The organism is Asticcacaulis sp. EMRT-3 (genome assembly GCF_030027245.1).
In the GTDB taxonomy this organism is placed as follows: Bacteria; Pseudomonadota; Alphaproteobacteria; order Caulobacterales; family Caulobacteraceae; genus Asticcacaulis.
Genome location: NZ_JASERT010000001.1, coordinates 788,815 through 806,228, shown reverse-complemented (window position 1 = coordinate 806,228; position 17,414 = coordinate 788,815). Strand labels below are relative to the sequence as shown.

The 17,414-nt window shown below is 58.0% G+C and carries 13 protein-coding genes and 4 tRNA genes; 3 read left to right on the top strand and 14 right to left on the bottom strand.

Features of this window, described 5'->3' with window-relative positions; all coding sequences use genetic code 11:
• Positions 1-109: 109 nt before the first annotated feature.
• Positions 110-3,577: a transcription-repair coupling factor gene (gene mfd, locus QB905_RS03945; RefSeq protein ID WP_282973257.1), complete on the bottom strand. Its 3,468-nt coding sequence runs from the start codon at positions 3,575-3,577 to the stop codon at positions 110-112.
• 8 nt (positions 3,578-3,585) lie between these two features.
• Positions 3,586-3,867, bottom strand: coding sequence for an FAD assembly factor SdhE (locus tag QB905_RS03940; protein WP_282973256.1), 282 nt, complete (start codon positions 3,865-3,867; stop codon positions 3,586-3,588).
• Between the two features lie 65 nt (positions 3,868-3,932).
• On the opposite strand from QB905_RS03940, the gene recG reads away from it, so the two are divergent.
• Positions 3,933-6,002 carry an ATP-dependent DNA helicase RecG gene (gene recG, locus QB905_RS03935; protein ID WP_282973255.1) on the top strand — a complete coding sequence of 690 codons (2,070 nt, stop codon included), beginning with the start codon at positions 3,933-3,935 and terminating at the stop codon, positions 6,000-6,002.
• Between the two features lie 109 nt (positions 6,003-6,111).
• Here recG and QB905_RS03930 read toward each other — a convergent pair whose 3' ends face one another.
• From QB905_RS03930 to QB905_RS03920, 3 genes are read right to left on the bottom strand one after another with little or no spacing between them, the layout of a single operon-like run.
• Complete coding sequence (locus QB905_RS03930; protein WP_282973254.1) at positions 6,112-7,248, bottom strand: DUF3089 domain-containing protein; 1,137 nt, start codon at positions 7,246-7,248, stop codon at positions 6,112-6,114.
• A complete protein-coding gene (locus QB905_RS03925; RefSeq protein WP_282973253.1) occupies positions 7,245-8,162 on the bottom strand; it encodes a lysophospholipid acyltransferase family protein in 918 nt (305 codons plus the stop codon). The genes QB905_RS03930 and QB905_RS03925 overlap by 4 nt, the downstream gene beginning before the upstream one ends.
• Positions 8,159-8,938 carry a glycosyltransferase family 2 protein gene (locus QB905_RS03920; protein WP_282973252.1) on the bottom strand — a complete coding sequence of 260 codons (780 nt, stop codon included), beginning with the start codon at positions 8,936-8,938 and terminating at the stop codon, positions 8,159-8,161. The genes QB905_RS03925 and QB905_RS03920 overlap by 4 nt, the downstream gene beginning before the upstream one ends.
• 72 nt (positions 8,939-9,010) lie before the next feature.
• Between QB905_RS03920 and QB905_RS03915 the strand changes: the two genes are divergently transcribed.
• Both QB905_RS03915 and sseA read left to right on the top strand, forming a co-directional pair.
• Positions 9,011-10,444 (top strand): cryptochrome/photolyase family protein, encoded by a 1,434-nt coding sequence (locus QB905_RS03915; RefSeq protein ID WP_282973251.1) that lies wholly within the window; start codon positions 9,011-9,013, stop codon positions 10,442-10,444.
• Positions 10,441-11,280: a 3-mercaptopyruvate sulfurtransferase gene (sseA, locus tag QB905_RS03910; RefSeq protein WP_282973250.1), complete on the top strand. Its 840-nt coding sequence runs from the start codon at positions 10,441-10,443 to the stop codon at positions 11,278-11,280. The genes QB905_RS03915 and sseA overlap by 4 nt, the downstream gene beginning before the upstream one ends.
• 9 nt (positions 11,281-11,289) lie before the next feature.
• Here sseA and QB905_RS03905 read toward each other — a convergent pair.
• The 9 genes from QB905_RS03905 to QB905_RS03865 form a co-directional block, all read right to left on the bottom strand.
• Positions 11,290-11,366: transfer RNA gene (locus QB905_RS03905), tRNA-Arg, on the bottom strand.
• A 212-nt stretch (positions 11,367-11,578) separates the two neighbouring features.
• Positions 11,579-11,884 (bottom strand): ETC complex I subunit, encoded by a 306-nt coding sequence (locus tag QB905_RS03900; protein WP_282973249.1) that lies wholly within the window; start codon positions 11,882-11,884, stop codon positions 11,579-11,581.
• Between the two features lie 417 nt (positions 11,885-12,301).
• A tRNA-Pro gene (locus QB905_RS03895) sits at positions 12,302-12,378 on the bottom strand.
• 33 nt (positions 12,379-12,411) lie between these two features.
• A tRNA-Pro gene (locus QB905_RS03890) sits at positions 12,412-12,488 on the bottom strand.
• Positions 12,489-12,707: 219 nt separating this feature from the next.
• Complete coding sequence (locus QB905_RS03885; RefSeq protein WP_282973248.1) at positions 12,708-13,271, bottom strand: cold-shock protein; 564 nt, start codon at positions 13,269-13,271, stop codon at positions 12,708-12,710.
• 259 nt (positions 13,272-13,530) lie between these two features.
• Positions 13,531-13,605, bottom strand: a tRNA-Glu gene (locus QB905_RS03880).
• Positions 13,606-13,669: 64 nt separating this feature from the next.
• Positions 13,670-15,541 (bottom strand): single-stranded-DNA-specific exonuclease RecJ, encoded by a 1,872-nt coding sequence (gene recJ / locus QB905_RS03875; protein ID WP_282973247.1) that lies wholly within the window; start codon positions 15,539-15,541, stop codon positions 13,670-13,672.
• Position 15,542: 1 nt separating this feature from the next.
• Positions 15,543-16,508 carry a class II fructose-bisphosphatase gene (gene glpX / locus QB905_RS03870; protein WP_282973246.1) on the bottom strand — a complete coding sequence of 322 codons (966 nt, stop codon included), beginning with the start codon at positions 16,506-16,508 and terminating at the stop codon, positions 15,543-15,545.
• A gap of 176 nt (positions 16,509-16,684) precedes the next feature.
• Complete coding sequence (locus QB905_RS03865) at positions 16,685-16,945, bottom strand: hypothetical protein (RefSeq protein WP_282973245.1); 261 nt, start codon at positions 16,943-16,945, stop codon at positions 16,685-16,687.
• Positions 16,946-17,414: the final 469 nt, after the last annotated feature.

The window sequence follows — 17,414 nt, the reverse complement described above, 5'->3', positions numbered from 1 at the left end:
AGCGGTTTGCATTCTGATTGAATCGGTCAAAGGAATGCAACCCGCTCTCCATTTTACGTTTTTCCGCATCTCGCATTCAATCTGTAAGTCAAATTAAACGCTCGTTGCTCTAGGCTTCCGCCGCCAGTCGGGCCAGTTCTTTCATGATGCGCTCAGCCGCCGCCAGTCTTTGCGTGGCGTCGGGCCAGTCACCGCGCACCATCAGCTTCTGGTCAGGGCGCAGCTTCCAGTCGGGCCGTGTCGGGATGAAGCGCACCAGCCCCATCGGATTGGCGAAGCTGTCATTGCGAAAGCTGACCACCGCGCCTTTCGGCCCGACGTCGAGCTTGGACGCATTGGCTTCGCGGCACAGGCCCTTGATACCGACCACCTTCAGCAATTGCTCGGCTTCCGGCGGGATGGGCCCGAAGCGGTCGATCAGTTCCGAAGCCAGCGCTTCGCGGTCGGCCAGTTTTTCGGCCTCGGACACCCGACGGTAAAGGGCAAGCCGGATATTGAGATCGGGGATGTAGCTTTCGGGAATCATCACCGCCGCGCCTGTATTGATTTGCGGCGACCACGAGCGCGCATCGGTCAGGCTGAGATCGCTCTTCTCGCGCAATTCCGCCACGGCGTCTTCCAGCATCTGCTGATACAACTCCACGCCGATTTCGCGGATATGGCCCGATTGTTCGTGGCCAAGCAGATTGCCGCCACCGCGTATATCAAGGTCATGGCTGGCAAGCTGGAAGCCAGCGCCCAGATTATCAAGCGATTGCAGTACTTTAAGGCGCTTTTCTGAGGCGATACTCAAGGTCTTGTGCGCCGGTGTCGTCAGATAGGCGAAGGCGCGGGTCTTGGCGCGCCCTACCCGGCCACGGATCTGATAAAGCTGCGCCAGCCCAAACATATCAGCGCGATGCACGATCAGCGTATTGGCCGTCGGCACATCCAGCCCCGATTCAACGATCGTGGTGGACAGCAGCACATCATATTCGCCTTCGTAGAAGGCGTTCATCACGTCTTCCAGTGCGGTTGGCGATAACTGGCCGTGACCGGTCACGAAACGAATTTCCGGCACCTGCTGGCGCAAAAAGTCGGCGACATCGGCCAGATCGCTGACGCGCGGCACCACATAATAGGCCTGACCGCCACGATATTTTTCGCGCAGCAGGGCTTCGCGCAAGGCCACCGGATCATACGGCAACACATAGGTGCGCACCGCGATCCGGTCCACCGGCGGGGTGGCGATGATCGACATATCGCGGATACCTGATAGCGCCATTTGCAACGTTCGAGGGATGGGTGTTGCAGATAATGCAAGCATATGGACATCGGCACGGAAGGTTTTGAGCTTTTCCTTATGTTTGACGCCGAAATGTTGCTCTTCATCGACGATGACCAGACCGAGATCCCGGAAGCCCACCTGTTCGGACAGCAGGGCGTGCGTGCCGATCACCACTTCGATCTCGCCGCTCTTCAGACCGGCGCGCGTTTCATCGGCGTCCTTGCGACCGACCAGCCGTGATAATTGCCGCACCCGGATCGGCCAGCCCTGAAAACGCTGGCTGAAGGTCTTGAAATGCTGACGCGCCAGCAGGGTCGTCGGGCAGACAATCGCCACCTGCTGGCCCGACATGGCCACCACAAAGGCGGCCCGCAGCGCCACCTCGGTCTTGCCGAAGCCGACATCGCCGCAGATCAGGCGATCCATCGGCTGGCCCTTGCCGAGATCTTCCAGCACGTCCGCAATAGCATTCAACTGGTCGTCGGTTTCCTCGTAGGGAAACTGGGCGCAGAATTCGTCATAAAGGCCGGATGGTGGATCAATCTGCGTGCCCTGACGCATGGCGCGCGCCGCCGCCAACTGGATCAGGCCATCGGCCATTTCGCGCAGGCGTTCCTTGGCGCGCGATTTACGCGCCTGCCAACTGGCGGAACCCAGCCTGTCGAGTTGCGCACTATCGCTGTCGGCACCATAGCGCGTCAGCAGGTCGATATTCTCGACCGGCAGGTAGAGCTTGGCGTCATTGGCATATTGCAGATCGAGGCAATCATGCGGCGCGCCTGCCACATCGAGCGTTTTCAGGCCTTCATAGCGGCCGATGCCGTGTTCGATATGCACGACCAGATCGCCGGGCGACAGGGCCGAAGCTTCCGCCAGAAAATTGTTGGCTCTGCGCCGTTTACGCGGACGCGCTAAACGATCACCTAAAATATCGGTTTCGGAAATGACTGCCAGAGATTCCGTTTCGAAGCCATGATCGAGCGGCAGCACAGCGCGCTGGATCGGCTTGACCTTCGTGCCCGCCACACCAAAATTTTGCGCATCGGCCCAGTCCTTGGCCAGCCGCATCCCCTCCAGCCCGTGATCGGCCAGCATCTGCCCCAGACGGTCGGATGAGCCTTCGGTCCACGAAGCGAACAGGACGCGCTTGCCCTGTTTGGCCAATGCCTTGGCATGGTCGGTGACGGCGGCGAACAGATTGGTCGAATCGAGTTTGCGCGCCTCGGCAAAATTGCGTCCCGGCCGACCACCGAGATCGACGCCATTATCGTGTGCGAACGGCTCAAAGCGCCGTACCCGCATGGCGGAAAGCGTGCGTGCCCAGTTCTCCTCGTCAAGATAAAGCCGTTCGGGCGGCAGGGCGCGGTAACGCTTTTCGGCGGCGTCGCGGCGCAATTCATAGGCGTCACGGATCGTCGCCTGACGTTCGGCCACCGCATTATCGGTCAGGGCATCGAGCATGATGAGCGTGTGCGGTACCAGATAATCGAATACGCTGTCGAGGCCATCGTAAAATAACGGCAGCAGATGCTCGACGCCCTGACGGCGAATGCCCGCCGAAAGCGCCGCATAGAGCGGATCGTCACCTGCCGCGCCGAACGCTTCCAGATAATGCTGGCGGAAACGGCTGATACCGGCTTCATCAAGATGAATTTCGGAAACGGCGGTAAAATCGAGGCTCTTGACCTGACTGAGCGAACGCTGCGTTTCCGTATCGAAGCTGCGGATCGATTCGAGGCTGTCGCCGAAGAAATCGAGGCGCATCGGTTCGTCATGGCTCGGCGAAAAGACATCGAGCAGGCCGCCGCGCACGGCAAATTCGCCGCGTTCCGACACGGTGGAGACGCGGACATAGCCATTGCGCAGGAAATAGGCTTCCAGTCCGGCCAGATCGAGCGTCTGACCGGGGCGCAGGCTTAGGCGCCCTTCGTCAATAATAGCCCGTGGCGGCACCTTCTGCGTCATGGCCGAGGCCGTGGTCAGCACCAGAACCGGCGCATCCGGGGCCTTGTCGCGCCATTGCGACAGTTTTGACAAGGCGTACATGCGCTGCGCAACAACCCCCGGCGTCGGACTCATCCGGTCGTAAGGCAGGCAGTCCCAGGCCGGCAGCAGCAGGGTTTCGAGCTGGGGTGCGAAGAATTTAAGTGCCTCGGCCACCGCATTCATGCGGCTGAAATCGCGCGCCACAAACAGGCTGAGCCCTGCGCTTTTCGCCAGATCGGCGGCGATCAGGCATTCATAACCTTCAGGACAGCCACTGAGAATGAGCGGGCCTTCATAGCGGATAAGATCAGGCAAGGCGGACATGGATTTATTTAAAGTTTTTTATAAGCTGTTTTATAATAGTTATTGAGTTCTATCATAATTTCGGATTGAAATTCTGAGGGAGTGGGTTCACGTTCGATAATCCAGCCGTATAGATCCTGATCAGGCACTTCGAGCAGAACTTCAAAAATATCAAGCTGCGCATCGCTCATGCTGGCCAGCCGATCATCGGAATAATGTCCCAGAATAATGTCGGCCTCCTTGAAGCCGCGCCGCCAGGCACGAAAAGACAGTTTCTTCAGGCGGGCATCGCGCGCTTCCGATGGGGTCATAGCTAAGGCCTTTACCGAACAAATCAAGGGCTTCTCATAAAGCAATTTTGATGCTTGATAAGCCCATGCGGCCAGAAATTTTGTATCCCTACTATGCTCCCGTGACCAGCCTGAAGGGCGTGGGGCCGAAAATCGCGCCGAGCCTGAGCCAGCATATCGGCCCGTTTGTGCGCGATCTCGCCTTCTTCCTGCCTTCGGGCATCATCAAACGTCCGCTTGTGGCGCTGAATCTGGCGCGACCGGGCGAGGTGCTAACCGTCGAGGTCACGATCAGCGGCTACCCACCCATGTCGCCAAAGGGGCCCCAACGCATCGAAACCGAGGATGGTGGCGGCCGTCGCCTCACCCTCGTCTATTTCCATCGTATCCGTGGTTTTGAAACGCAGCATCCGGTGGGGGCTGTGCGGTTGATCAGCGGCAAGCTCGAATCGTTCAATGGCCAGTTCCAGATGGCGCACCCTGACTATATTGTGGATCGGACCCATGCCGAAGATATACCGGCCTGTGAACCCGTCTATCCGGCCACGCTTGACCTGTCGTCGCGCCAGATTCGCAAATTGACGCAAAGCGCTCTGTCGGCCCTGCCTGACCTGCCTGAATGGCAGGATCAATCTATTTTAGAAAAGCGCTTATGGCCGTCTTTTAAACAATCGCTTCAAGCGGCGCACCAACCCGATAGCGAAGTCAGCCTGACCCCCGAAAGCCCGCCGCGTCGTCGCCTCGCCTATGATGAAGCGCTGGCGCACCAGTTGGCCCTCAAGGCGCGCAAGCAGCACCGTCAGGCCATGCCAGCCCGCGTCATTGACCAGCACCTCTGGGCCGACCGCGCCGTGACCACCCTGCCCTTCGCCCTGACCGGAGCGCAGGTGCGTGCATTAGCCGATATTCGCGCTGACCTGCGCTCCGGCCAGCGCATGAACCGGCTGGTGCAGGGGGATGTTGGCGCTGGAAAAACCCTGGTGGCCCTGCTGGCCATGATCGATGCCGCCGAAAGCGGCCAGCAAAGCGTCATGATGGCGCCGACCGAAATTCTGGCGCGCCAGCATTATGAAAAATGTCAGCCTGTTCTGCAACCTCTTGGCATTTCTTCATGTCTTATGACAGGCCGCGACAAGGGCCGCGTGCGTGAAGATAAACGCACCGCCGTTGCGAATGGCATGGCTATGATCGTGTTTGGCACCCATGCCGTTTTTCAGGAGGGCGTCGATTTCAAAGCCCTGCAACTGGCGGTTATCGACGAGCAGCACCGATTCGGCGTCAGCCAGCGCCAGCGCCTCTTTTCCAAAGGTGATTCGGTACATTACTTGTCGATGTCGGCCACGCCTATTCCGCGCACACTGGCCCTGACGCAATATGGCGAGGCCGATCTCAGCATTCTCGATGAAAAGCCAGCGGGCCGCCAACCGATTCTGACGGCGGTTGTGCCGCGGCAACGCCTGACCGATGTGATGGCGCGATTGAATACGGCGATCAGCGAAGGCTCGCAAGCCTACTGGATCTGCCCGTTGGTGGAAGAAACCGCCGAATCCGACCTGATTGCGGTCGAGGCGCGCCACCGCGAACTGCAAGAAGCACTGGGCTTTGAGATCGGGCTTGTTCACGGGCGCATGGCATCGGAAGACAAGGACGCGATCATCACCCGCTTCGCCGCCGGCGAGGTGAAACTGCTCTGCGCCACGACTGTGGTGGAAGTCGGGATCGACGTGCCCTCGGCCTCAATCATCATCATCGAACAGGCCGAGCGGTTTGGGCTGGCGCAATTGCACCAGTTACGCGGTCGGGTTGGGCGTGGCCGCGACAAAAGCGCCTGTATCCTGCTTTATGATACACCGCTGTCCAAGACGGCGCGCGCGCGCCTCGAACTGTTGCGTGACACCGAAGATGGCTTTCGTATCGCCGAGATGGACTGGAAACTGCGCGGCGAAGGCGATATTCTGGGTGCCCGGCAATCGGGTTTTCCTGACTATCGTTTTGTCGATCCCATTGCCCACACCGACCTGATCGCTATGGCCGCGCGCGAAGCCGTCTATATTTTGCAACAAGGCCAGGCTCTGCCCGCGCCGCGTCTGGCGGCTCTGGAGGTATTGCGACAACTGTTCGACTGGCGCGCCGATATATCGGACAAGCAGGATTAGAGCGGTTTGCATTCTGATGGAATCGGTCAAAGGAATGCAACCCACTCTACATTTTACGTTTTTCCGCATCTCGCATTCAATTTGTAAGTCAAATTAAACGCTCGTTGCTCTAGCCCGCTGGCGGGGTGGCCTGAAAAAGCTGCCAGCGCGCCTGAATATCGGCCTGAAGATCGCCATAAAATAAATTGTAATGATTTACTTTTCGACGATCTTCCCAATTACCGGTATTTTTGAATGACGGCGATTGCGGCTTATCGACGAACAGCAAGCCGCCCAGGCAATGGGCGGCTACCTTGTGGGCAATCAGGGCCGGATCGGTGCCCCATTCCAACCCCGTGGCATTGGTAGCGCCAAGCGATTGTTTGGCGTCCGCCGCCTGGCTGGTGGCCATGCCCAGAATCGGATTGACGCACACGGCTTTTTGCGAGCCGAGCGGCGCCAGCGAATCGCCCTGCCAATAAACGGCCTTTTGCAGCATTTGCAGCGCCATGTCCGGTCGATTGGAATCGACGCTGATATAGCTGACGATACATCCTGTCTGCTCCCGCGACGCGCAGGCCGGCATCACGGAGCCTGCAAGGCCGAACTGACTTTCGGGCGCGGAGGTTTCTAGGAAATAGGCCGCGACCAGTTGCGCCCTCAATGAGGGATCAGGTGCCACCACGTCACGCACCAGTCGCTCGGCCAGCAATCCGCCCTGTTCAAGACCAACAATGACGATTCCACGTCCGCCGCGCCTTGTTTTCAGAAATTGCGCAAAAGCCGTGGCCACATCACGATAGGCAAACTGTCTCGCCTCGCGCGCATCTTCACGCAGGGTCAACTGGCTATACAGGCTGGCCTGACGATATTTCGGCGCATAGACATTGCCCATGACGGAAAAGGGGGCGGCATAGTTCGGGAGTTGCACACGCTGCACCTCAGCTTGGATCGCGTTGCGTCTTGGGTCACCCAACCAGGCTTCACCACCATCATAACTGGTGCCGTGAATAAAAAAAACGTCCACCTTGCGCGGATCGGCATAATAGCGGGCAATGGCCGGATTCAGATACCAGCCTTCGGCCTTGGTATATATCGGTTCGGGCGGCGGTGAATAGATCTGGAACGGAATCTGTGGATCGAGATAATTACGATGAATATCATTTTGCAGGTAAATGAAGGCCATCCCCAGAAACAGCAGCAGCCCGATACCCATAAGGGTCAGCAGGCGGCGACGGTGCGACAGGCGTGACCAGAATGGGTTCATGTGCTCTTGCGCCTGTACAATTCGTTCGGCCAGCGCTTATGCACCCAAAACCATTCCTGTGGCCGTTCGCGCACAACGCCTTCAATGAAACGGCTGATATTGCATACCGTCGCTTCGATGGCCTCGGCGCGGCTGGCGGCCTGTACCACCGAAATCGGCGGATGCGCGACCACGCGGAAGCGCGCCTTGTGCAGGCGCTCCACCGTCAGGGGCTGCAAGATGGTGTTGAAACGCAGGGCCAGTCGGGTTGGCCCCGGTGCCGTATCGACCGGATGGCTGAAAAAGGGCGTCGCAATGCCGCGGTTGAACTTCTGATCATTAAGCAGCGCCACCGATTCGCCGCGCGCCATGCCGATCATCAGTTCCTTGGCGCCATCGCCGCCCTTGGGCGCAAAAAGCTGCACGCCATAACGCTGACGGCCAGCGCGGATACGCTCGTCGATATAGGGATTATTGGCGGCGCGATATGTGACCTGGCAGGGAATGCCTGCCGCTACAATGACCGCCGCCATGACCTCGAAATTGGCGAAATGGCCAGAAATCAGAACGACCGGCTTGCCCGCCGCAGCAATGTCGGTCAAGCGTTCCATATGATCGACGACGACCCGTCCGCTTTCGATGGTGATGCGATCCATCTGGGCGAATTCGGCGAAGGTGCGGCCGAGATTATCCCATTGCTCACGTGATATGCGGGCCTTCCATTCGGCGTCTTTTTCTGGAAAGGCCAGATCGAGATTGCGGCTCACCGTGCGCTGGATCGGAACAAGCGGCCCCAGAACGCGCAACAGCCAGCCGCCAACATCCGACGCGAAATCGAGCGGCAGCAGGCGCATGAAGCCGACAAAGGCGTCATAGGCCGCCGCTTCCAGCCGCCAGGCTATATTTTGCCAGAAACTGACGTCGTGTTCGCTCATCCTGCTGTCTTCGCCGCCTTTTGCGCATCGAGAATCTTAAATAGCCTTTTGACGCGCGCCTCGGCTGCCAGATGGCTGGAATAGATGCCGTCCCAGCCACCGGTAAAATGGCAGCGCATCAGAAAATAACGCAGGAATACCATCGGATACTCAAAAGGCAGGCGCAACCAGATCGACCAGGCCGGCTTGCTTAAAACCTTCGCCTGCAAATTGGTATAGGAATCGAGCTTGGCGCGGATATGGGCATAGGAGCGCGCCGAAAAGTGCATGACCGCGCCCTTGAGCTGGCCAACCCTTTCCTTGCCCGTTTCGACTGTATCATGCACCTGGCTTTCATGAAATCGCACCACGCGCCGGTCATAGAGCCGGACATAGTTATGATAATCGGCCAGCCAGCGCGGATGCGCCTTGCCCGGATAAACATTACGGATGCGAAAACGATAGGCTTTGAGCGCAGGCTCAGCCGACATCAGGGTTTTGATCTCCTGATAGAGGTCTGACGTAACCACCTCATCAGCATCGAGATTGAGCACCCAGTCATGTTTGGCGCACTCTTCACTAAAACGCTTTTGCGGCCCGTATCCCGGCCATGCATGATAGACGACGCGCGCGCCCAGCTTTTCAGCCACGGCCACGGTGTCGTCGGTCGAGCCGCTGTCCACCACCACCACCTCATCGACGAGGCCTTCTATAGCGCGCAGGCAATCACCGATGCGGTCGCCTTCATTCCTGGCGATAATACAGCAGCTTAAGGGGGTTCGATTTGCGACTTTCATGCTAAGCCTTTGTGCCGAAGTGCCGCCGGACAGGCAAGGGTTTTTAATCAACGTCTCTGGATATAGGTCATTATGCCAGCCCCCGTCATCCTATGGTTTCGCCGCGATCTTCGCCTTCAGGATAATTCAGCCGTTGCTTCGGCGCTGGCCCTGCGAGTGCCGATTCTGCCCGTCTATATCCATGATGACGACCTTGAAACCCGCTCCGGCGGGGCCGCATCGCGGTGGTGGCTCGATAAATCTCTTCATGTACTGGATGAGGAACTGCGCGGGCTTTCGTCAAGATTGATCGTTCTCGAAGGAAGCGCCACCATTCTCCTGCCTTATCTATGTCAAACTTATTCAGTTAAATCTGTAATTTGTTCGCATACTTTTGATCCAAGAAGCGAAGAAAATGATCTACGGATTATCGACGAGCTCGCGGCCATCAAGGTGTGTATGGAGCGCCATAACAGCACCCTTTTAACCCTGCCTTGCGCATTAAAAACGCAAGGCGGCACGCCATTTCGGGTCTTTACTCCCTTTTTTAAAGCTCTACAGGCGCAAGGGCATGATCGCATTGCCATGATGCCACCCGCTCTCTCCGATCACTGGCCGCTCCCCGATATATGGCCGGATTCACTGACTATCGACGATCTCGGTCTGCGCCCGCGCCTGCCGCCTTCGGGACGGGACTGGTCGGCGGGATTTGCCCGCTTTACGCCCGGCGAACGCGGTGCGCGCAAGGCGCTTCGCCATTTCCTGCGCCATGACTTGCCTGGTTATGCCGGTCATCGTGACCGGCCTGATCTCGATGTGACATCGCATTTGTCACCCCATCTGCGATTCGGTGAAATCAGCCCGCGCCGAATTCTGTTTGAACTGGACAAGCACGTTGCGGCCCAGCCCGATCTGGCTGCCGATGCCGCCAAATTTCGCGCCGAACTGGCCTGGCGGGACTTTTCCTACAATCTGCTGCACCAGCAGCCGCGTCTGCACGACGTCAATTTCCGTGAGGACTTTAATGATTTTCCGTGGCGCGATAACGATCCTGCCTTTCGCGCATGGTGCCGTGGCGAAACCGGTTATGATCTCGTCGATGCCGGCATGAAAGAGCTTTGGCGCACCGGCTATATGCATAATCGGGTGCGCATGATCGCGGCCTCCTTCCTCGTCAAGCATCTGCTGATCGACTGGCGACGCGGCGAACAATGGTTCTGGGACTGCCTGCTCGATGCTGATCCGGCCAATAATCCGGCAAGCTGGCAATGGGTGGCCGGTTGTGGTGCCGACGCCGCGCCCTATTTTCGCGTTTTCAACCCGATCAGTCAGGCCGCGAAATTCGATCCGCATGGTCATTATCGCGCGCGCTACCTTGACGGCGATGAAACGCAATCGGACAAGTATGTCAAAGCCGACAAGGCCGGTGTGCCGAATGCCAACCCCAAACGCTCACCTGTTATTGAGCACGCCTTCGCCCGGCAGCGCGCCCTGGATGCCTACCAAAATCGTGGAGACGAAGGATGACCAGCCAGATGGATGTTCTGACACTGAAAGCCTTGATGGATAAGGGTGCTGTCAAGGTGATTGACGGCAGTTGGGCGCTGGACGGCACAGATATGCGCGCGCTCTACGAAGCCTCCCATCTGCCGGGCGCGCAGTTTTTCGATCTTGAGGCGATCAGCGATCACACAACGCCTTTACCGCATATGGCCCCCTCGCCGGAGGCTTTCGCCGCGGCTGTCAGCGCTATGGGTATTGCGGCTGAGGATCAGGTCGTTATCTATGACCGGCAGGGGCTTTTTTCCGCCGCGCGCGTCTGGTGGACATTTCGTTTGATGGGACATGAAAATGTGCAGGTCTTGCGCGGTGGTTTACCGGCCTGGCAGGCCGCCGGTCTGCCGCTCGATCATGGAACGCCTGAAGTTCAGCCCACAACCTATCGTCCGCAATTTCAGCCGCAATGGGTTATTGATGTGGAAACTGTGAAGTCCAAACTGAATGCCCCCGGCACGGCCCTCCTGGATGCCCGCCCGAAGCCGCGCTTTGACGGTCTGGCGGCAGAACCGCGTCCCGGCCTGCGCTCAGGCCATATGCCAGGTAGTTGCAACCTGCCTTTCGGACTGATGATCAGCGATGGAGCCCTCAAGTCGGATGATGAAATCCGCACTATTCTTAAAGATTCAGGCGTGCCGGATAAGGCCAATATCATCACAAGCTGCGGTTCGGGCGTCACCGCCGCCATTTTAAGCATGGCCCTCTTCGAGATCGGCCGGACCGCCCGGCTTTATGATGGTTCGTGGGCAGAATGGGGACAGGTTGGCCTCGACACCCCCGTGGTGGAAGGTCATCAGGCAACATAAAAGGCCAAGTGGTGACTCCGACAGGGCTCGAACCTGTAACCGTCCGCTTAGAAGGCGGATGCTCTATCCAGTTGAGCTACGGAGCCTATCTGCGCTTAGAGCAAATGACTTTAGATAGATTCGTCATCTCGCTCTAAGTCTTTGCTTACGCATCATGTTTTTCCAAAAAGTGGCATCCACTTTTTGGCATGATGCTCTAGAGCAAGATGACTTTAGATAGACTCGTCATCTCGCTCTAAGTCTTTGCTTACGCATCATGTTTTTCCAAAAAGTGGCATCCACTTTTTGGCATGATGCTCTAGTGCGTCCAGGACTGCCTGCGGCCATAGGCGAAATTATCGGCATAGGTCTTGATAATTTTCGGCGGTAATTCCGGCTCGATCAGGCGGAAAGGAATACCATGATGTTCGGCAAAAGCCATCGCCTGATCCTTGCTCTCAAAGGTCAGGCGCACCTGCGCATCGGTGTCGGCCGAAGATGTCCAACCCATCAGCGGGTCAGGTGTACGCGCCGAACGCGGTTCAAATTCCAGCACCCAGTCTTGCGTCTTGGCACGGCCCGACTGCATGGCGGTTTTCGCCGGTTTGAAAATGCGCGCAAACATCATCGTCTCCTTGTGAAGCGGGCGATTCCGCGCCGCACCTTCCCTGCCCTGTTACTACAAAGACGACGCGGTTTGCAATGATCGTCAGATAAAATGCACGGGTTTTGTGAAACCGCATAAATGTGCGGAGAGGATTGGCTGCGCTTCGCTGCGCCGAACTCGACCTTTGCTAACGCAAAGGTGCTCGTTTCGAACCGGGAGGTTCTCACCTGCTCACCATACCATTTAAAAAGGCCAAGCCCTGAAGGGCCGCATCAGGTGAAGCCGCATAAAATGTGCACGAGAGGATTGGCTGCGCTACGCTCCGCCGAACTCGACCTTTGCTATCGCAAAGGTGCTCGTTTCGAACCGGGAGGTTCTCACCTGCTCACCCACCATTTAAAAAGGCCAAGCCCTGAAGGGCTCGGCCTTTTTAAATGGTCGGGGCGAGAGGATTCGAACCTCCGGCCTCCTGCTCCCGAAGCAGGCGCGCTACCAGGCTGCGCTACGCCCCGACTTATTTCAACTCTCCCCCGGCTTTTGGGCCGTGGTCGGGGCGAAAGGATTTGAACCTTCGACCTGCTGTACCCAAAACAGCTGCGCTACCAGGCTGCGCTACACCCCGTCAGCAAAGCGTCAGACAACGTCCGAAGCCTTGAGAGGCGCGCTTCATGCCATTTTAGATTGGCCTCCGCAAGCCCGAACTTTGCGAAAAGATGTATTTTGCAGCCTCGCCGGGGAAGCCGGTCAAAAAACGCGTGGATAAGGCTGATATGGCTGTAAATACAAAAACGGGCGACATGAAGCCGCCCGTTGTTTTGCAATATCATCAACGCGATAAGCTTCAGACCAGCGCCTTCGGCTGCACCTCGGTGACCACCAGACCCTTGGGGCCTTCGCCAAAACGCACCATGATCACATCGCCCTGCTGCACGTCTTCCAAGCCATACCGGCGCAGGGTTTCGATATGGATGAAAATGTCGGTGGGATCATTGCCGCGCACCACGAAGCCATATCCCTTGGTGCGGTTGAACCATTTGATGGTGGCGGCTTCCAGATCGCCGACGCGCACGGTTTCATTCGTAAGACGCGAAGAGCGCACGGGCATTTCTGGTCGCGGCGCAGGCGCTGCATGTCCCGAGGCTTCGAGATGACTGATTTCAATGACCTGCCAGCCCTTGGCCCGCTTGGCGATCCGGCACGAAATTCGCGCCCCTTCGAGAGCCGTGTCGCGGCCAATGTCACGCAAACTGGAAATATGCAGCAGCACATCGCGCATACTGGTCAGAGTCGAATCTTCAGGAACGATAAAGCCATAGCCCTTAGCGCCATCGAACCATTTCACATGCCCGGAAATCTCTACTACGTCTTCGGCTTCGTTTTTATCATTATAATCAAACACGCTCATCTATCCTCACCACGCCGCCAGGATCTCTCAAGTGACATTTTTTATCATAACACGGATATCGCAATTTGGGAGAGAAAAAGCGCCGACATTCGCATCGGTTGCGTATTTTAAGATAAAAAATCGCTTATAGCGAGTGCAAAGGTGACAAGGCGATACCTTGTGAGCGCTATCAGTTTGATAATTTCTGTGGATAAGGCGGATATAACGCCCTATCAAAAAAAGAATATGCTGAATTGTAAGATTTTATTCATCGATTCGATGGCAGTCCCTAGCGGAATCGAACCGCTCTTTTCAGAATGAAAATCTGACGTCCTAACCGATAGACGAAGGGACCATATCGAAGAGGTGCGCTTAGTACCTATTCCATTTTCGTGATGCAAGTGCTTTTTTGTGCTTTTTCACAGCTCGCGGCCTGTGGCCAGCGCCATATCCTCAATCTCAAGCTGAACACCGCACCGCCCCATATAATCGTCCGCCTTGAGGCGTCCCAGCACATGGACTTTTCCGGCCGGGCGCAGCAGGGCGTCACCGATCGGCGTGCCCTCGGCGCGCCACATAATGCCCTTCAGCTTCGCGCCACTGTCATCGTTCAGCTCAAACCGCACATGGCCACCCTTCATCACCGCCGCATAGGCCACGCGCACATCGGCAAAGGCCAGCAAGGGTTCGGGATTACCTTGCCCGTAAGGTGCCAGCAGATCGAGCCGGTCGAAAAAATCACGCGAAGCGGCACGCACGCTGATCAGCGCATCGACCTCAACCGCCTCGACCCGGTCGGCCTCCGCCACGTGCGCGCGCACATAGTCATTGAGGAAACGGCGCAGTTCGCCAAGCGCCTCCGCCTCGACGCTCAGCCCCGCCGCCATAGCATGGCCGCCACCGGACAGCAGGATTCCGGCCTCAAACGCCGCCCCCACCGCCTCGCCGAGATTGACTCCGGCCTGCGAGCGTCCCGACCCCTTGCCCATGCCCGACACAGGATCGATACCGATGACAACCACCGGCTTGCGCCAGCGTTCGCGCAGACGACCGGCCACAATGCCGATCACACCGGGATGCCAGCCTTCTTTTGCCACCACGATGACCGGATCGTCACTCGGCCATAAGCCTTGCGCCTCGGCGGTTTGTACGGCCTCTTCCAGTACACCGGCCTCAACCTCACGGCGCAGACGGTTCAATTCGTCCAGTTCCTGCGCCAGACTGGCCGCTTCATCAGGATCATCGGTCGATAACAGCCGCACACCAAGATCGGAACGTCCGACCCGGCCGCCGGCATTGATGCGTGGCCCGATGACGAAACCCGAATGGAAGGTGCCCATCAGGCTGACCGCCCCGCCCGCGCCATCGCCCGCCACCTCCATCAGGGCGCGAATACCGGCATTGCGCCGCTGCGACATCACCTTCAGGCCCTGCGCCGCCAGGGCGCGGTTGAAACCGGTCAGCGCCGTCACGTCGCAGATCGCGCCAAGTGCCGACAGATCCAGCCATTGCACCAGATCGGGCTTGCTGCGCTCTGCAAACAGCCCTCTTTTTTCAGCTTCACGGTTGAGCGCCGCCATGACGACGAACACAACGCCGGCCGCTGCCAGATTGCCCTGCTTTGAAGTGCAGCCCGGCCGGTTGGGATTGACCACGGCCAGAGCGTGCGGTGGTTCCTCGCGCATCAGATGGTGATCGATCACCACCACATCGAGGCCGATGTCTGCCGCGTGGTCGAGGGGTTTATGCGCCATCGCGCCGCAATCGACGGTGATGACCAGATCGGCACCCTGTCGTTTCAGGCTGTCAAAGGCGGCGTTCGACGGGCCATAGCCCTCGGTCATGCGGTCGGGCACATAGACGCTCAGTTCGTGGCCCATATGACGAAACCAGCGCACGAGTTGCGCCGCACTGGTGGCGCCATCGACATCATAATCGGCGAAAATGCAGATCTTCGCCTTGCGCTCATAGGCATTGAGCATGGCGGCCACAGCCTTATCCATGTCCATAAAGCAGGACGGATCGGGAAAAAGCGCTTTCAGAGTCGGAAAAATGAACGCTTCCAGCGTATCGGCGGTGATGCCACGCCCGGCCACGAAACGCGCCAGCGGCCCGACAAAGTCACTATCCGCCACATTCATCAGGCCCAGCCGGTGCGTTATTTCGCGCAGAGCTTCGGGGGTCACGCCAAGCGTGGCGATCCGTTCACGCCAGGCCCGCCCCGTCAGCGACCGTCCGACGCCCAGATAAGACGGCGCTTCGGCCAGAGGTCTGACGGGCACGGTATCCATATCAGCGCTTCAGGGGGCGGCGCATGGAAAGCTTGCGCACCGTATGGGTTTTGGACATCATCACCAGACTTTCGGTGGTGACGAAGACTTCGCCGCGTGCTGTCGTTTCCATATTGACGCCGCGCAGTAAGGCGCCATTGGTCACGCCGGTGGCGATGAAAACCGCATCGGTGCTGACCAGATCGTTGAGCAGATATTTGCGGTCGAAATCGCTGAGGCCCAGACGCTCGGCGCGTGAACGCTCGTCATTATTGCGAAACACCAATCGTCCCTGAAACTGCCCGCCGACACATTTCAAAGCCGCGCACGCCAGAACGCCTTCGGGCGCGCCGCCCTGCCCCATATAGATGTCGATGCCGGTTTCAGGTTGAGCGGTATGGATCACCCCCGCCACATCGCCGTCGGTGATCAGATGCACCCGGCAGCCTGCCTTACGCAGCGAGGTGATGATGGCGTCGTGACGCGGACGATCCAGCACGCAGGCCACGATTTCGGATACAGCCACCCCCTTGGCTTTGGCCAGTGAGCGCACATTGTCTTCGGGCGTGGCGTCGAGATCGACCACGTCCGGCGCATAACCGGGCCCGATAGCCAGCTTGTCCATATAGGTGTCGGGCGCGTGCAACATGCCGCCGCGCGGCGCAAAGGCGATAACGGCCAGGGCATTGGCCATAGCCTTGGCGGCCAGGGTGGTGCCTTCCAGCGGATCGAGCGCGATGTCGATGGCCGGGCCTTTGCCTGTGCCGACCTTTTCGCCGATATAGAGCATGGGGGCTTCATCGCGCTCACCCTCACCGATGACGATGCGACCATCCATGTCAATAGCGTTGAGGCTGGTGCGCATGGCATCGACTGCCGCCTGATCGGCGGCTTTTTCATCACCGCCACCCACCTGCTGATAGGCGGCGATGGCGGCTTCTTCGGCAACACGCACAATATCGAGGCTGAGATCAAACTCGATATTCATGGCATTTTCCTTTTTCAATTCAATTGTATCTGGCATTATTGTCTTCTGTTTTCAGACATTTACGAAATGCGGCTTGTTATTGCCGCTTGAATGCAGGTGTTTTCACCTTTTTGAACACGCTTTCTTTGAAAGCGCGCCTTGGGGCTGTTAGCAGACCCGACAGGGGCTGAACAGACTTACTTCACAATGGGCGGAGGCGTGACGCGCTTACGCAAAGCCGCGCCGAGGGCTTCTATATCCTGAACCGTCATGGGTTTTTCCACCGGTGCCTGACGGCTGGCATCCATGCGCGCCATGATCGCATCATGCGCCTGTTGCGGCGTTTCGCTGGGCCAGACGATTCGTGAGGTTTCCTGATGCAAGTTCGCACCCGCCCGGTTGAGCAAGGCCACGCGGCGCGCAAATTCCGAAAGCGGCGTTACCTTAGCGGGAGGCACGGGAAATTGTGACCATTTTGGAAAGGAAGACAAATCGCCGGGATCGGTTTTCAGCAAGGGAATCGGTGCCTGCACAGGCTGTGTGGGGGCGGATTGCCCGGTCGCGGAAGCTTCCGTCTGGGGCTGGGCCTCACCCCTCCCGGCCATCGAACTGAGACAGACCGTCATCAGGCACGCCACTATCAGCAGGGCGCGGTGCCTTACGGACAGTCGTGCGCAAGAGTCCGCGATCAGGAAATTTCCGTGTCTGGCCAAAACTGTCTCCGCGCACAACCGCATTTTGCCTGAATTTACGATGTTGCCTTGTAGCAAGACAAGCGAAATCGCCCCCGATTATAAAAAGCATGGGTAAAACCTCTTCCACTTTAACGGAAGTGCGAAATATAATTTTAATTGCCCGCAAGAGCTGAACGGGTGCACAGCTTTCACAAGCCTGCCCCTAAACCTGTCTTTCGCCAAAGGACTCCGA

Bases quoted from the DNA above. Each gene is read 5' to 3' on its own strand.
- mfd (WP_282973257.1), bottom strand. From the start codon at position 3,577: ATGTCCGCCTTGCCTGATCTTATCCGCTATGAAGGCCCGCTCATTCTC.
- QB905_RS03940 (WP_282973256.1), bottom strand. From the start codon at position 3,867: ATGACCCCATCGGAAGCGCGCGATGCCCGCCTGAAGAAACTGTCTTTT.
- recG (WP_282973255.1), top strand. From the start codon at position 3,933: ATGCGGCCAGAAATTTTGTATCCCTACTATGCTCCCGTGACCAGCCTG.
- QB905_RS03930 (WP_282973254.1), bottom strand. From the start codon at position 7,248: ATGAACCCATTCTGGTCACGCCTGTCGCACCGTCGCCGCCTGCTGACC.
- QB905_RS03925 (WP_282973253.1), bottom strand. From the start codon at position 8,162: ATGAGCGAACACGACGTCAGTTTCTGGCAAAATATAGCCTGGCGGCTG.
- QB905_RS03920 (WP_282973252.1), bottom strand. From the start codon at position 8,938: ATGAAAGTCGCAAATCGAACCCCCTTAAGCTGCTGTATTATCGCCAGG.
- QB905_RS03915 (WP_282973251.1), top strand. From the start codon at position 9,011: ATGCCAGCCCCCGTCATCCTATGGTTTCGCCGCGATCTTCGCCTTCAG.
- sseA (WP_282973250.1), top strand. From the start codon at position 10,441: ATGACCAGCCAGATGGATGTTCTGACACTGAAAGCCTTGATGGATAAG.
- QB905_RS03900 (WP_282973249.1), bottom strand. From the start codon at position 11,884: ATGTTTGCGCGCATTTTCAAACCGGCGAAAACCGCCATGCAGTCGGGC.
- QB905_RS03885 (WP_282973248.1), bottom strand. From the start codon at position 13,271: ATGAGCGTGTTTGATTATAATGATAAAAACGAAGCCGAAGACGTAGTA.
- recJ (WP_282973247.1), bottom strand. From the start codon at position 15,541: ATGGATACCGTGCCCGTCAGACCTCTGGCCGAAGCGCCGTCTTATCTG.
- glpX (WP_282973246.1), bottom strand. From the start codon at position 16,508: ATGAATATCGAGTTTGATCTCAGCCTCGATATTGTGCGTGTTGCCGAA.